At 70.6% G+C, this 13,728-nt stretch carries 13 protein-coding genes and 1 riboswitch; of the genes, 5 read left to right on the forward strand and 8 right to left on the reverse strand.

Annotated elements, in window-relative coordinates; translation table 11 throughout:
* Positions 1–3: 3 nt before the first annotated feature.
* On the reverse strand, positions 4–951 hold the full coding sequence (locus tag ACIGXP_RS10460; RefSeq protein WP_363215176.1) for an MIP family channel protein: 948 nt from the start codon (positions 949–951) through the stop codon (positions 4–6).
* 83 nt (positions 952–1,034) lie between these two features.
* A complete protein-coding gene (locus tag ACIGXP_RS10465; protein ID WP_363215177.1) occupies positions 1,035–1,700 on the reverse strand; it encodes an SDR family NAD(P)-dependent oxidoreductase in 666 nt (221 codons plus the stop codon).
* Between the two features lie 308 nt (positions 1,701–2,008).
* Here ACIGXP_RS10465 and ctaD point away from each other — a divergent pair, with 308 nt between their 5' ends.
* Positions 2,009–3,724, forward strand: a complete 1,716-nt coding sequence (gene ctaD / locus ACIGXP_RS10470; RefSeq protein ID WP_399766431.1) for a cytochrome c oxidase subunit I — start codon at positions 2,009–2,011, stop codon at positions 3,722–3,724.
* Positions 3,721–4,065 (forward strand): cytochrome C oxidase subunit I, encoded by a 345-nt coding sequence (locus tag ACIGXP_RS10475; RefSeq protein ID WP_399766433.1) that lies wholly within the window; start codon positions 3,721–3,723, stop codon positions 4,063–4,065. Before ctaD ends, ACIGXP_RS10475 begins: the two co-directional genes overlap by 4 nt.
* Before the next feature lie 109 nt (positions 4,066–4,174).
* Here the strand turns inward: ACIGXP_RS10475 and ACIGXP_RS10480 are convergent, their stop codons facing one another.
* Positions 4,175–4,852 carry an HNH endonuclease family protein gene (locus tag ACIGXP_RS10480; RefSeq protein WP_399766436.1) on the reverse strand — a complete coding sequence of 226 codons (678 nt, stop codon included), beginning with the start codon at positions 4,850–4,852 and terminating at the stop codon, positions 4,175–4,177.
* 133 nt (positions 4,853–4,985) lie between these two features.
* On the reverse strand, positions 4,986–5,681 hold the full coding sequence (locus ACIGXP_RS10485; protein WP_399766438.1) for a DUF6445 family protein: 696 nt from the start codon (positions 5,679–5,681) through the stop codon (positions 4,986–4,988).
* Between the two features lie 276 nt (positions 5,682–5,957).
* On the opposite strand from ACIGXP_RS10485, the gene ACIGXP_RS10490 reads away from it, so the two are divergent.
* Positions 5,958–6,674 carry a DUF4142 domain-containing protein gene (locus tag ACIGXP_RS10490; protein WP_399767231.1) on the forward strand — a complete coding sequence of 239 codons (717 nt, stop codon included), beginning with the start codon at positions 5,958–5,960 and terminating at the stop codon, positions 6,672–6,674.
* Here ACIGXP_RS10490 and ACIGXP_RS10495 read toward each other — a convergent pair.
* Positions 6,671–8,338, reverse strand: coding sequence for a glycoside hydrolase family 13 protein (locus ACIGXP_RS10495; RefSeq protein WP_399766441.1), 1,668 nt, complete (start codon positions 8,336–8,338; stop codon positions 6,671–6,673). The two genes, ACIGXP_RS10490 and ACIGXP_RS10495, sit on opposite strands and share 4 nt — an antisense overlap.
* A gap of 93 nt (positions 8,339–8,431) precedes the next feature.
* Positions 8,432–8,776, reverse strand: coding sequence for an ArsR/SmtB family transcription factor (locus tag ACIGXP_RS10500; protein WP_399766444.1), 345 nt, complete (start codon positions 8,774–8,776; stop codon positions 8,432–8,434).
* Positions 8,777–8,854: 78 nt separating this feature from the next.
* A riboswitch (cobalamin riboswitch) is annotated at positions 8,855–9,045 on the forward strand.
* A gap of 28 nt (positions 9,046–9,073) precedes the next feature.
* On the opposite strand from ACIGXP_RS10500, the gene ACIGXP_RS10505 reads away from it, so the two are divergent.
* Positions 9,074–10,153 carry a HoxN/HupN/NixA family nickel/cobalt transporter gene (locus tag ACIGXP_RS10505; RefSeq protein WP_399766447.1) on the forward strand — a complete coding sequence of 360 codons (1,080 nt, stop codon included), beginning with the start codon at positions 9,074–9,076 and terminating at the stop codon, positions 10,151–10,153.
* Here the strand turns inward: ACIGXP_RS10505 and ACIGXP_RS10510 are convergent.
* Together ACIGXP_RS10510 and thrS are read right to left on the reverse strand one after the other, a co-directional pair.
* Positions 10,150–11,160, reverse strand: a complete 1,011-nt coding sequence (locus ACIGXP_RS10510; RefSeq protein ID WP_399766450.1) for a nucleoside hydrolase — start codon at positions 11,158–11,160, stop codon at positions 10,150–10,152. The two genes, ACIGXP_RS10505 and ACIGXP_RS10510, sit on opposite strands and share 4 nt — an antisense overlap.
* 82 nt (positions 11,161–11,242) lie before the next feature.
* Positions 11,243–12,457 (reverse strand): threonine--tRNA ligase, encoded by a 1,215-nt coding sequence (thrS, locus tag ACIGXP_RS10515; protein ID WP_399767234.1) that lies wholly within the window; start codon positions 12,455–12,457, stop codon positions 11,243–11,245.
* Between the two features lie 326 nt (positions 12,458–12,783).
* On the opposite strand from thrS, the gene ACIGXP_RS10520 reads away from it, so the two are divergent.
* Positions 12,784–13,566, forward strand: a complete 783-nt coding sequence (locus ACIGXP_RS10520; protein WP_399766453.1) for a hypothetical protein — start codon at positions 12,784–12,786, stop codon at positions 13,564–13,566.
* Positions 13,567–13,728 lie beyond the last annotated feature (162 nt).

Consider the following 13,728-nt stretch of genomic DNA (forward strand, 5'->3'; position numbering starts at 1 on the left):
CGTTCACTCCTCGTCGGTCTCGACCACCGGGCGGGTGCGCCCCGGCTCGGGCAGCTCGGCCAGCTCCGCCCGGACGAGCAGGACGTCGCCGATGAAGAGGTCGTACACCAGGATGCCGACGACACCGCCGATCAGCGGGCCGACGATCGGGATCCACCAGTAGGCGCTGAACGACCCCGGCACACTGCCCGGGAACGCCAGGCCGTTCCACCCCGCCGCATAGGTGAACAGGCGCGGCCCGAAGTCACGGGCCGGGTTGATCGCGTAGCCCGCGTTGGCGCCGTAGGACATGCCGATGGCGGCCACGACGAAGCCCACGACCAGCGGCCCCAGGTTGGCCTTCACCGCCTGGTTGCGCAGGTCGATGACGGCGGCGATCAGCATGAGCAGGAAGGCCGTGCCGACGATCTGGTCGACCAGCGGACCCCAGTAGCCGCCGTGGAAGTACGGCGCCGGGAAGGTGGCGAAGATGGAGAAGGTGGCGTTGGTGTGCCCGTTCACCTTCGGGCCCGTCGCGGCGGCGTCGAAGGCGTGGATCGCTTGGTGGTACACGAGGTAGACGAGCGCCGCACCGGTGAGCGCGCCGACGACCTGCGAGAACCAGTACGGCAGGACCTTGGCCCAGGAGAAGCCGCGGCGCACGGCCATGGCCAGCGTCACCGCCGGGTTCAGATGGGCACCGCTGACGCCGCCGCCGACGTAGACGCCGAAGACGACGGCGAAGGCCCAGCCCCAGGTGATCAGCAGCCAGTCGCCGGCCGCGAGGAAGATCGTCGTGGGGGTGGCGGCACGGCCCGAGCCGGGCAGTGCGGCGACCGCCGTCGCGACCACACCGCAGCCGAAGGAGATGAGCACGAAGGTCCCGAGGAACTCGGCGAGACACTCGCCCAGCAGCCCTCCCCGGCCTCTGAGCCGGGACGGCTTGATGAGCGCAGGGATTTCGACAGCCATGGAGGCCCCCTTGCAGAGAGCAATACGGCCAACATCACCATATTGGCCTACAAATCCTCACCTCGCAGGTTGACCGAACGCCGTCAGCCGTCCAGATCGTCGGCGAAGTGCCGGAACCCGTGCCGGTCCCGGTGCATGCCCCACAGCGTCTCCGCGAGCACCGCCGGGTCCTTGCGCGCATGCCCCGGAGTGATCGCCCCCGGAATCACCAGCTGCGCGACGTGTATCCCCTCCCCCGCCAGCCGTTCGTGCAGCAGATGGCCGTAGGCGGTCTCCGCGGCGAACGCGATCGACGTCCCGGCCCGCTCGGTGTGCGGTACGACGGCGGTCCCGCCGTTGACGAAGAGGATCGTCCCGCGCCCCAGCCGGCGCATCCCCGGCAGCACCTGCTGCACGGCCGCGACGGGCCCGTACACGGAGAACTCGACCGGCCCGACGAGATCGCGCGGCCCGGTCTCCAGCACGGGCCGCATGAAGTCCCGGTGCGGCACCGGGCTGTACTGCAGCACCTCGACGGTCCCCACCTCGCCCGCCGCCCGCTCCAGTGCCCCGGCCAGCTCCTCCGGCCTGCGCACGTCGGCGACGAACCCCCGGGCGCCGATCCCGCTCCCGCCGAGCTCCCGCACCAGCGCGTCGAGCCGTTCCCGGTTCCGGGCGAAGAGGGCGACGTCGAACCCCTCCCGCCCGAACCGCCGCGCGACAGCGGCTCCGAGCCCCGGCCCGGCCCCCACGACGGCGATGCTGCTCATCCGTGTTCACCACTCGGGAAGTCTTGATCAGTGCCTGCGCAACATGCGGCGAGTAAGGATCCTCGACCCTGCGCATCCTGGACAGGTCATAATCCCCGAGTCTTCAACCGGATCACCCGGGACGCATCTCGAACGCGGCGACAACGGCCGGCCGGGGGCGGCCGGATTGCGCCGTCCGTGTGCATCCGTCACGCGATCGGCCGCGCGTCGGCCGCACAGGGCGTCGAGCGCGGCACCGCGCAGCAAGGATGGCGAGTAGCCGATGTCATGGCGTGCGCGGCCCGCGAGCATCAGGAGACAGACGACCAGTGAGCATCCTCAACGAACCCCATGGCGCCGCCGAGGAGGCGTACGAGAGCGAGGTGCCGGTCAGGGGCAGGCGGCCCGGCAGTGTCGTGGTGAAGTGGCTGACGACCACCGACCACAAGACGATCGGCACGCTCTATCTGGCGACGTCGTTCGCGTTCTTCCTGATCGGCGGCGTGATGGCGCTGATCATGCGGGCCGAACTGGCCCGTCCGGGCCTGCAGATCATCTCGAACGAGCAGTTCAACCAGCTGTTCACGATGCACGGCACCGTGATGCTGCTGATGTTCGCCACCCCGCTGTTCGCCGGCTTCACGAACTGGATCATGCCGCTGCAGATCGGCGCGCCCGACGTGGCGTTCCCCCGGCTGAACATGTTCGCCTACTGGCTGTACCTGTTCGGCTCGGTCATCGCGGTGGGCGGCTTCCTCACCCCGGACGGCGCGGCCGACTTCGGCTGGTTCGCCTACTCCCCGCTGACGGACGCGATCCGCTCACCGGGCGTCGGCGGCGACATGTGGATCATGGGTCTGGCCTTCTCCGGCTTCGGCACCATCCTCGGCTCGGTCAACTTCATCACCACGATCATCTGCATGCGCGCCCCGGGCCTGACCATGTTCCGGATGCCGATCTTCGTGTGGAACGTGCTGCTGACCGGTGTCCTGGTCCTGCTCGCCTTCCCGGTCCTGGCCGCCGCGCTGTTCGCCCTGGAGGCGGACCGCCAGTTCGGCGCCCATGTCTTCGACGCGGCCAACGGCGGTGTGCTGCTGTGGCAGCACCTGTTCTGGTTCTTCGGCCATCCCGAGGTGTACATCATCGCGCTGCCGTTCTTCGGCATCGTCACCGAGATCATCCCGGTCTTCGCCCGAAAGCCGATCTTCGGTTACATGGGACTGGTCGCCGCGACCATCGCGATCGCCGGTCTGTCCGTGACCGTGTGGGCCCACCACATGTACGTCACGGGAGGCGTCCTCCTCCCCTTCTTCGCCTTCATGACCTTCCTGATCGCCGTGCCGACCGGGGTGAAGTTCTTCAACTGGATCGGCACCATGTGGCAGGGGTCCCTGTCCTTCGAGACACCGATGCTCTGGGCCGCGGGCTTCCTGGTGACGTTCCTCTTCGGCGGCCTGACCGGTGTCATCCTGGCCTCGCCGCCGATGGACTTCCACGTCTCCGACTCGTACTTCGTGGTGGCGCACTTCCACTACGTGGTCTTCGGCACGGTCGTGTTCGCCATGTTCGCCGGATTCCACTTCTGGTGGCCCAAGTTCACCGGCAAGATGCTCGACGAGCGGCTCGGCAAGATGTGCTTCTGGACGCTGTTCGTCGGCTTCCACGGCACCTTCCTGGTCCAGCACTGGCTGGGCGCGAACGGCATGCCGCGCCGCTACGCCGACTACCTGGCGGCCGACGGCTTCACCGCCCTGAACACGGTCTCGACGATCAGCTCGTTCCTGCTCGGTCTGTCGATGCTGCCGTTCCTCTACAACGTCTGGAAGACGGCCCGGTACGGGGAGCCGGTCGGCGTGGACGACCCGTGGGGCTTCGGGCGTTCGCTGGAGTGGGCGACCTCCTGCCCGCCGCCGCGGCACAACTTCGTCACCCTGCCGCGGATCCGCAGCGAGTCCCCGGCGTTCGACCTGCACCACCCCGACATCGCGATGAGCGAGCACGAGGCGGCCGCGATCCCGGCACGGCCCGACCGGGGCCAGGGATGACCGGTCCGCCCCGGCCGGGCTCCGACGGCGCCCTGGCCAACGAGGTGGAGGGCTACCTGCTCTGGCAGGCCCGGATCGCCGAGGCGGAGCAGCGCGCCCGGGAGTTCACCGGGCCCCTGGAGTGGCTGACGAGCGGGCAGCGCGAGGAGATCGAGCGGCGGTACGTCGCCGACAGCCTGCGCCGGGCCCGGACCGACCTGGAACGGATCGCAGCCCGCTGCGCGTCCCTGCGCACTGAGTACGAGCACCGCTACCAGGAACTGCGCCGGCGCTGCGTGGGCGTCACGCTGGCGGTGTGCGCGGGCTGCACGGCGCTGGTGGCCCTGCTGCTGGCGCTGTGACGGGAACCCGTGCAGCGGCGGAGGTGCTGCTGCCCGCCGAGGAGCCCCACGGTGCGCTCCGGGTTCGCACGGGCGAGGGGCCCCGGATCGTTCCGGGGCCCGTCGGGGTTCAGGGAGCGGGCTGGTAGGTCACGGTCGTATCGGGGCACGCCTCCGCGAGCTGGTTGAGCGCTTCGAGTTCGACGGCGTCCGCGGTGAGTCCCCAGCGGAGTTTGGTGCCGACCCATTCGGAGACGTACCGGCACACGACGTCGACTGCCGGCGGCAGCCACTCGGCCGGGTCCTGGTCGGCCTTGCTGCGGTTCGAGGCCGCCGACACGGCGACGAGTGAGGCCGGGACGTCCAGGTCGTTCGCATAGGCCTCGCGCCGCTCCGCCGTCCACTGCGACGCCCCGGAGTCCCAGGCTTCGGCCAGCGGCACCATGTGGTCGACGTCCAGGGCGGCGGCCGAGGTGATCCACTTGGCGTCGTAGTACGACCACCAGCGGCCTCCGGACAGCTTGCACCCCGGAAGGACCAGAGGCGGGTCGACCGCCTCCGCGAGAAGCACCTCGGCTCGCGTGTTGCAGCCGTCGGTCGGGTTCTTGCCCGCATTCCAGTGCTTGAAGCTGGTGCGCTGATACCCGGTCCGCACCTCTGCGGCGACGGGGAGTGCGTGAACCGCCGCCGCGACCGGGACGATGTACGTCACGGCGGAACGGCTCTGCGCCTGGGCCGGAGTGGGTGCCATGAAGGGCACGACAAGGAGTGCGACCGCGAGGGCGGCCCATCTGAGGTTCTTGATCACGTCAAGCAGAGTTGACGCCGGCTACCTCGTTCGAGGGATTCGACTCGAATGAATGAGCCACATGGACGCCACTGTTCACCGTACAGGTGTGCCAAGGACCCCCCGATGGGGGAAGCCCGTCAGGGCAGACGCCTCATGCCATCCAGAAGAACACCGCCGTCATCCGTTTCTCCTCCAGCGTCGTGCCGTGGTAACGGGTCGCGCTGTGCACCAGGTTGGCGCTGTAGAGGAGCAGGCGGTTGTACTTGTGCGGGACGCGGACGTCTTCCTCGAAGTGGTCGCCGGGCACGAAACGGGTTCCCAGGGCCTCGACGAGGTTGTTGTGCGGGGCCTGGACGATGTTGCCGCCGAGCCGGCCGCCGGGCAGTGACTGGCGGTAGAAGGCGGTGCCGCAGTCCTTGGGGACGCCGGGATTCAGATACAGCACGGCCGCGTACCGGCACAGGGCGCGGGAGTCGGTGTGCGGGCGGGGCTCGCTCTCACCCTCGCCGACCACCTGGACGCAGTTGTGGTTCAGCGTGCCGCCGCCGGGCGCCTGCTGCACCCAGAGTTCCTTCGCCCCGGTGGCCTTCTTCACCAGACGCTCGACATGGGCGAGTTCGGGCGGCTCCAGCCCGGGCATGGCGCGCAGGCCGGGCCAGGTCTCGGAGGTGTACGGGTAGCCCTTGACCCAGTCGTCCTTGGCCAGGCACCGCTCCCGTACGGCGTCGATCTCGGGCAGGGCGTCGTCCAGGACCCAGTAGTCGCGGTCCCTGGTGGGCTTGCGGTAGGGGAGGACGGGGAGGGGGGTGCGGGAGGCGGGCGTGCGGGGCGGGGGCTGCGGGGACATGCGGCGAATCTAGGACCGTGTTTCGGCTGCTTTCTCCCGGAGACCGGTCAACGTTTGACCAACCATGTGTCATGCACACCAACACATGGCAATCGGCAACCGGACCTGGCCGTCCGGGAGTTTTTACCCGAACCACCGAGACGAATCGCTTCCCCGTACGTACTGCTGTGCGTCCGAACCGCCCCACGCCGTCACCGTGGGCGGATCCACGACCGGGCAGGAGGCACGGTGCGCTTTTCGCGGAACGCGACGGGAACCCTCTTCGTGGGCGGTGCGATGGCCATGACCCTCGTGGCCCTGGCCTATCCGAGCATGCTCGGCCTGAACAAGGTCACCACCGCCCAGGACCGCATCATCGCCAACACCCAGTGGGGACCGCTCACCGAGCAGGACCGGGACTTCGTGGTGAAGGTGCGGGCGGCCGGTCTGTGGGAGTACCCGGTGGGCCAGATCGGGCTGCAGAAGGGCACCACTCCGGCGGTCATCACGGCCAGCAAGCACCTGGTCGACGGGCACGCGGCGCTGGACATCACCTGCCGCAAGATCGCGCCGATGCTGAACATCACGCTGCCCAACCTGCCCAGTCCCCAGCAGCAGGGCTTCGTCAGCCAGCTGAAGGCGGACAGCGGCAAGAAGTTCGACAGCGACTTCGCCAACATCCTGCGGATGACGCACGGTTCGATCTTCAACACCATCTCCAAGATCCGGTCGACCACCAAGAACGCGCTGGTGCGCGCCCTCGCCGACCAGGCCAACAACACGGTTCTGGACCACATGACGGTGATGGAGAAGACGGGCCTGGTCGACTTCGACCAGACCCTGTTCCAGCAGACGACCCCGCCCAAGCTGCCCGACTCCGACCTGACCCCGCCGCCCCCGGCCGCCGGCCAGCCGGAGGTGGTCCTCACCCCGCCCCCGAGCCCCACCTCCACACCCGTCGACATCAACGGCATCACGGGCTCGGGACCGAGCCCGAGCCCGACCGTCGGTTAGGCCAGCCAGACCGTCGTGTCCGGCGGGAGGTTCGCGTTCCCGTCGAGCGGCGTACTGGCCAGCAGCACCTCCCCGGGCGGCAGCCGCACCGGGTCGGCGGTGAGGTTCGTGACGCAGCGCCAGGTGTCCGAGCGGGTGAAGTCCAGGACGCCGGCGGGCGCGTCCGGTGTCCAGGTCAGCGTCTCGCCCTCCAGCAGCTTGCGGCGCAGCCGCAGGGCAGTGCGGTACAGCTCCAGGGTCGAGCCCTCGGCCCCCGTCTGCGCCTCGACGGCGTACGACGCGAAGGACGCCGGCTGCGGCAGCCAGGCCGCGCCGCGCCCGAAGCCGTACGACGGTCCGCTCCGCGTCCACGGCAGCGGCACCCGGCAGCCGTCGCGGCCCTTGCGGACATGGCCGGTCTGCTCCCAGATCGGGTCCTGGAGGACCGCGGCGGGCAGGTCGGCGACCTCCGGCAGACCGAGTTCCTCGCCCTGGTAGAGGTACGAGGATCCGGGCAGCGCGAGCATGAGGAGGGTCGCGGCGCGGGCCCGGCGCAGGCCCGCCCCGGTGTCGATCGCGGGCGCCGTGCCGCCGGACAGCAGCCAGGCCGCCGGGTCGGTGCCGGGCGGCAGCATCAGGCGGGAGGCGTGCCGTACGACATCGTGATTGGACAGCACCCAGGTGGCGGAGGCGCCGGCGGCCCGGGCGGTGGCGAGGGAGTCGGTGATGACCTGCCGCAGCTCCTCCGCGTCCCAGCCGGTCTCCAGGTACTCGAAGTTGAAGGCCTGGTCGAGTTCGTCGGGGCGGGCGTACAGGGCACGGCGGGCGCCCGGGACCCAGGCCTCGGCGACGGCGGTGCGCGGCGGGCTGTAGGCGTCGAGGATCTTGCGCCAGTCGCGGTAGATCTCGTGAACCTCGTCGCGGTCCCAGTACGGGTGGCTGCCCGGCGGGACGTGCGGCAGGGCCGCCTCGCCGGTGGCACCGAGGTCCCCGATGTCCCGCAGCGGCTCAGTGAGGTCCTTGGCCAGCCCGTGGGCGACGTCGATGCGGAAACCGTCGACGCCCCGGTCGGACCAGAACCGCAGGGTGGAGCGGAAGTCGGCGCGGACCTCCTCGTTGTCCCAGTTGAGGTCGGGCTGTTCGGGAGCGAAGAGGTGGAGGTACCACTCGCCGTCCGGGACGCGCTTCCATGCGCTGCCGCCGAACACGGACTGCCAGTCGCTGGGCGGCAGTTCGCCGTGCACGCCCCGGCCGGGGCGGAAGACATAGCGGCCGCGGGCCGGGGAGCCGGGGGCGGAGCGCAGGGCCTCCTGGAACCAGGGGTGCAGATGCGAGGTGTGGTTCGGGACGATGTCGACGACGACCTTCAGGCCGAGCCGGTGGGCCTCGCCCACCAGGGCGTCGAAGTCGTCCAGGGTGCCGAGGCGGGGATCGACGTCCCGGTGGTCGGCGACGTCGTAGCCTCCGTCGGCCAGCTCCGACGGGTAGAAGGGGCTCAGCCACAGGGCGTCGGCACCGAGGCCGGCGACGTGGCTCAGGCGCTGGGTGATGCCGCGCAGGTCGCCGAGGCCGTCGCCGTCCGCGTCGGCGAAACTGCGGGGGTAGACCTGGTAGATGACGGCCTGACGCCACCAGTCGGGGTTCTTGGAGGAGAGGTCCGGGGAGCGGTCTGCCACAGGGGCCATACGGGATCCCTTCAGGGGGAGGTGGACGACAGTACAAATCTGTCCACATGACCCGGAAAGGGAACCTTCGCATGGGGGGCCGAGGGGAGCACCTCAGCAGAGGTCCAGCACCGTGCGCAGCTCGGCGTCCACCACGCGGTAGCGCACCACCCGTCCCTGTTTCTCCCCGGCCACGACGCCCGCCGCCCGCAGCAGCCGCAGGGCCTGGGAGACGGCGGGATCGTTCATTCCGGTGGCCACGGCAAGGTCGGAGACGGCGAGCGGGCCGGTGCGGTGCAGGGCGAGGAGCAGGGCGAGCCGGTTGGCGTCGGCCAGCAGCGAGAAGCGGCCGGCCCAGGTGCGCACCCGGTCCGCGTCACCGATGGCGGCGATCGCCTCGCACACCCGGTGACCGTCGATGGTGCGCCGGTCGGCTCGGTCGGCAGGCACGAGATGCATGGCGTCATCCTCGCAGGTGGCTTTGTGATCTTGAATACCTGCACGGGTGCGCAGCTATGCAGTGCACCGCTCCCGCCCGTACGGTGGGCGGGCCGTGGTGCTCGGGAAGTCGATGAGAAGTCGACGCGGCCCTCGCCACTGTGACCGGGGAGTTCCGGTCCCGTCCGGCAGCAGCCGGGCCACTGGTCGGTCGTACGGCTGGGAAGGCAGGGACCGAAGAGCGCACCACCCCGTAAGCCAGGAGACCGGCCACGGCAGCTCACGAAGTGATCCACGAGGTGCTGGAGCGTGAACCCGATGGCCGATGCTGCTTCCTTCCGCTGGCGGCGCGAGGACACCCTGAAGACGGCGGGACTGCTGACGGTGATCGTCGCCCTGCACGTCGTCGCCTTCGGGATCCTCTTCCTGCTGGTCGTGCCCGAGCACTACAGGGTCGGCACCGACGTCTTCGGGATCGGCCTCGGCATCACCGCCTACACCCTGGGTATGCGGCACGCGTTCGACGCCGACCACATCGCCGCGATCGACAACACCACACGCAAGCTGATGGCCGACGGGAAGCGGCCGGTGTCGGTGGGGTTCTGGTTCGCGCTGGGGCACTCCAGCGTGGTGGTCGTGCTGGCGGTGCTGATCGCCGGCGGTACGCAGCTCGCCGGCAAGGTGATGGACGAGCACTCGCGGACCCACCAGGTGCTCGGGTTCCTGGGAACGACGATCTCCGGCACGTTCCTCTACCTCATCGCGGCCCTGAACCTGGTCGCTCTGGTGGGCATCCTCAGGGTCTTCCGCGCGATGCGCGGCGGGGCGTACGACGAGCGGGAGCTCGAACAGCACCTGGACTCGCGCGGTTTCATGAACCGGATCCTCGGCCGCCTCACCAAATCGATCAGCCGGCCCGGCCAGATGTTCCCGCTCGGTTTCCTCTTCGGGCTCGGCTTCGACACGGCCACCGAGGTCACGCTGATGGTGATGGCCGGTTCGGGCGCCGCCGCCGGCCTGCCCTGGTACGCGGTCCTCTGCCTGCCGCTGCTCTTCGCCGCCGGCATGAGCCTGTTCGACACCCTCGACGGCACCTTCATGAACTTCGCCTACCAGTGGGCGTTCTCCAACCCCGTCCGCAAGGTCTTCTACAACCTCGCCATCACCGGCCTGTCCATCGCGGTCGCCTTCGTCATCGGCACGATCGAGCTGGTCGGGGTCCTGCACGAGAAGTTCGGTCTGCACGACGGCGTCACGGGCTGGATCGCCGGACTCGACCTGGACAACGTCGGCTATCTCATCGTCGGCCTGTTCGTGGTGGTGTGGGCGGCGGCACTGTCGTACTGGCGCGTCGCGCGGGTGGAGGAACGCTGGACGGCGAAGCCCGCCGCCGACTAGGGGGTGTCGTTCGGACGCCGGGATGATCCGAACGCCACCCCCTGGCGCTCCACGGTCTCCAGGTACAGCTTCACGTACCGGTCCACGTCGACCTGCAACGCCACGTCCACCAGGGCGTGTTCGCGCTTGCCCTCGTGGATCTCGGACTCGCCGGGGCGGGGGCGGCGGTCGACGATCGTCTGGCCCCGGGTCGGGCCCGGGGCCAGGGAGACCTCGACGGGCAGGAGCCGGGTGGTGATGCCGGCCGGGTCGGCGACCGCGCACACCGCGCCCGCGTCGCCGAGGCCGCCCGCCTCCTCCGCCTCCGGGGCCTCTCCCTGCGTGGTCGGCCGGTGCGCGAGGAGTTCGCCGGCCAGCCGGGTGCCGGGGTCGCTGCTCGTGCGCAGCCGGTGGACGTCCGGGGCGTCGACGACGACCTGCATGAAGACGTCCAGGCCGTACATGGTGATCGGCACCCCGGCGGTGAGCAGGATCGCCGCCGCCTCCGGGTCGTGCCAGACGTTGAACTCGGCGACCGGCGTGGCGTTCCCGACGGCGACCGCGCCGCCCATGAAGACGATCCGCTCGATGTTGCGGGTCACCTCGGGGTGGGTGCGCAGCAGCAGGGCGATGTTGGTGAGCGGTGCGGTGGGGATGAGGGTGACCGGGCGGGGGGAGGCGAGGATCTCACGGCGCAGCAGGGCGACCGCGTCGAGGTCGACGGGGGTGCGGGTCGGCGCGGGCAGGCCGAGGTCGCCCATGCCGTCCGAGCCGTGCACATGCCGGGCCGAGCGGGCGGGTTCGATCAGCGGGCGTTCGGCGCCCCGGCCCACCGGGATGTCCGGGGCGCCCGCCTGCTCCAGCACGGTCAGGGTGTTGCGGACCACACCGTCGACGTCCGTGTTCCCGGCCACGCAGGTCACGGCCCGCAGGTCCAGGCCGGGGTGGCGTACGGCGAGCAGCAGGGCCAGGGCGTCGTCGACGCCGGTGTCGCAGTCGATGATCACGGGGATGGGCTGACCGGTCACAGCGGGCTCCTTCGTCGTACCGACGCTCAAACCCTAGATCAGCACCCGGTGATCGGCCCCATGACGCCGGGTCCGACCGCGATCAGTCCCACAGCGCGGTGCCGCGTGCGGCCACCCGGGCGCTGATCGCGGCCAGCAGGTCCGGCACCGGCAGCGCCCCGGGGCGGCGGCCGTCCCGCAGGCGTACCGCGGCCAGCCCCGCCCCGGCCTCACGGGCGCCGATCACGGCCTGGTACGGCACCAGGCGGGCCGCCCGGATCCGGGCGCCCAGGGTGCCCTCGGCCGGACCGGCGAGCTCCGCCCGCAGCCCCAGCTGCAGGGCCTGCCGCACGACCGCCGCCGCCTGCTCCTCCTGCTCCTCGGCGACCGGCAGGACCATCAGCTGGACGGGGGCCAGCCAGGCCGGGAAGGCGCCGGCGTGCGCCTCGACGAGGTGGGCGACGGCCCGCTCGACGCTGCCGATGATGCTGCGGTGCACCATCACCGGGCGGTGCTTCGCGCCGTCGGCGCCGATGTAGTGCAGGTCGAAGCGGGCCGGCTGGTGGAAGTCGATCTGCACGGTGGACAGGGTGGACTCACGCCCGGCCGGGTCGGAGATCTGTACGTCGATCTTCGGGCCGTAGAAGGCGGCCTCGCCCTCCGCCTCCTCGTACACCACGCCGGACGCGTCCAGGACCTCCCGCAGCAGCTCGGTGGCCCGGCGCCACAGTTCCGGATCGGCGACGTACTTCCCGCCCTCCCCGGGCAGCGACAGCCGGTGCCGTACGGCCTCGATGCCGAGGTCGGCGTAGGCGCGGGCGATCAGCTCCAGCGCGGCGCGGGCCTCGTCCACCGCCTGGTCCAGGGTGCAGAAGATGTGCGCGTCGTTGAGCTGGATGGCACGGACACGGGTCAGACCGCCGAGGACACCGGAGAGTTCGGCGCGGTGCATGCCGCCCAACTCGGCAATCCTGAGCGGCAGTTCGCGGTAGCTGTGGGAACGGGAACGATAGATCAGGGCGTGGTGGGGGCAGAGGCTGGGTCGCAGCACGACCTCCTCCGCACCGAGTTTCATCGGCGGGTACATGTCGTCGCTGTAGTGGTCCCAGTGCCCGGAGATCTCGTACAGCTCCCGTTTGCCGAGCGCGGGCGAGTACACGTGCCGGTACCCGGCGCGGCGTTCGGCCTCGCGGATGTACTCCTCCAGGGTGTGCCGTACGAGCGCGCCGTCGGGCAGCCAGTACGGCAGGCCGGCGCCCATCAGCGGGTCGGTGTCGAACAGGTCCAGCTCACGGCCGAGCCGGCGGTGGTCGGGCAGACGGTCGTTCACGGGGGTCACTCCTCGGTCGGAGAGGCGGGAGAGGCGAACGCCCCGTGACAACCAGAAGCCCCGGGGCGTTCGCCCCGGGGCTTCGATGCTGGTCAGGTGTCAGCGCGCCGGGACGGTCTCCGGCGTCGTCGTGCTCTTCGGGCACTGCTGGGCGCGCTGCATGGGGGCGACCGTAGCAGGCAGTGAAGCCGCAGGTCGAGGCGTTTTCGGCGGGCCGCTCACCCGGACGGACCCAAGCGCTGGTGAGGCGGGCGGGGCGGTGGTGCCGTGAGAGCAGGCACCCCGTCGGCCGCAGCCCAGGAGGCACCTCTGACATGATCGATGCGATACGCCTCCGTGGCCTCCCGCTCTGGCTCACCGTCGCCGGCCTTCTCGGCCTGGGCGGCTGCGCGGCGCTCGGTCTGAAGCACCCGGCGACCGCGCCCCAGCCCCTCCCGACGATCGACAAGCCGGCCCCGGCGCCGAAACCGTCCGCGCGGGCCGACGGCTCCACCCTCACCGACGAACAGGCACAGGCCGCGCTCATCACCGAGACCGACCTCGGTGCCCCCTGGACGCCGACCGACGGTGCGGCCACCTGGCGGGACGGCCTGCTGAAGGCGACCACCGAGGCCGGCGACTGCCAGCCGCTGCTGGACGCCCTCTACACCGACGAACTCCTCGGCGGTCCCGCCCGCGTCGCCATCGGTCTGGACGACGCCGACACCGACGCGCAGCTGCGCTACCAGATCGCCGCCCGGCGTCCCTCCGACGTCGACGCGGCGCTGAAGTGGCTCGCGACGATGCCGGCGCAGTGCGCGCGCTTCACCGCCACCACGGAACTGGGGATCCTGGAGGACGTCCAGGTCACCGACGCCCCGCTGCCGGAGGTCGGCGACACCCGACAGGGCCTGCGCATCAGCATCGCCGCCCTGTCCCCGGACGGGCAGGAGAGCCTGCTCTCGCTGGACCTGGCCGCCGTCCGGGTCGGCGAGGACGCCTTCGCCTTCACCAACGGCGGCCTGGGCGGCGTGGCGAACGACGTGACCCAGGCCGCGGTCCAGGTCGGCGCGCTACGCCTGGCGGACGTCCGCAGGCAGGGGCGGGCGCAGGTCTGACCCCCGGACTGCCCAGGTGAAACCGCCTGGAGAAAAAGCAGACCGAATGTGCCGTCCTGCAAAAGGAATTCACGTTTTCAGATAGTCGGTCATGCGATTTCTCGTTGGCGACGCCCCCGGACAGTCCAGGGCCCACCTGCACAACGAGTGACAAGCAGATCC

It is taken from the genome of Streptomyces sp. NPDC053069 (assembly GCF_044546895.1).
Classification (GTDB): domain Bacteria; phylum Actinomycetota; class Actinomycetes; order Streptomycetales; family Streptomycetaceae; genus Streptomyces.

Excerpts from the sequence above, each read along its gene's own strand:
- ACIGXP_RS10505 (WP_399766447.1), top strand. The coding sequence starts at position 9,074 with ATGGCCGATGCTGCTTCCTTCCGCTGGCGGCGCGAGGACACCCTGAAG.
- ACIGXP_RS10485 (WP_399766438.1), bottom strand. The coding sequence starts at position 5,681 with ATGTCCCCGCAGCCCCCGCCCCGCACGCCCGCCTCCCGCACCCCCCTC.
- ACIGXP_RS10520 (WP_399766453.1), top strand. The coding sequence starts at position 12,784 with ATGATCGATGCGATACGCCTCCGTGGCCTCCCGCTCTGGCTCACCGTC.
- ACIGXP_RS10500 (WP_399766444.1), bottom strand. The coding sequence starts at position 8,776 with ATGCATCTCGTGCCTGCCGACCGAGCCGACCGGCGCACCATCGACGGT.
- ACIGXP_RS10490 (WP_399767231.1), top strand. The coding sequence starts at position 5,958 with ATGGCCATGACCCTCGTGGCCCTGGCCTATCCGAGCATGCTCGGCCTG.
- ACIGXP_RS10460 (WP_363215176.1), bottom strand. The coding sequence starts at position 951 with ATGGCTGTCGAAATCCCTGCGCTCATCAAGCCGTCCCGGCTCAGAGGC.
- ACIGXP_RS10475 (WP_399766433.1), top strand. The coding sequence starts at position 3,721 with ATGACCGGTCCGCCCCGGCCGGGCTCCGACGGCGCCCTGGCCAACGAG.
- ACIGXP_RS10465 (WP_363215177.1), bottom strand. The coding sequence starts at position 1,700 with ATGAGCAGCATCGCCGTCGTGGGGGCCGGGCCGGGGCTCGGAGCCGCT.
- ACIGXP_RS10495 (WP_399766441.1), bottom strand. The coding sequence starts at position 8,338 with ATGGCCCCTGTGGCAGACCGCTCCCCGGACCTCTCCTCCAAGAACCCC.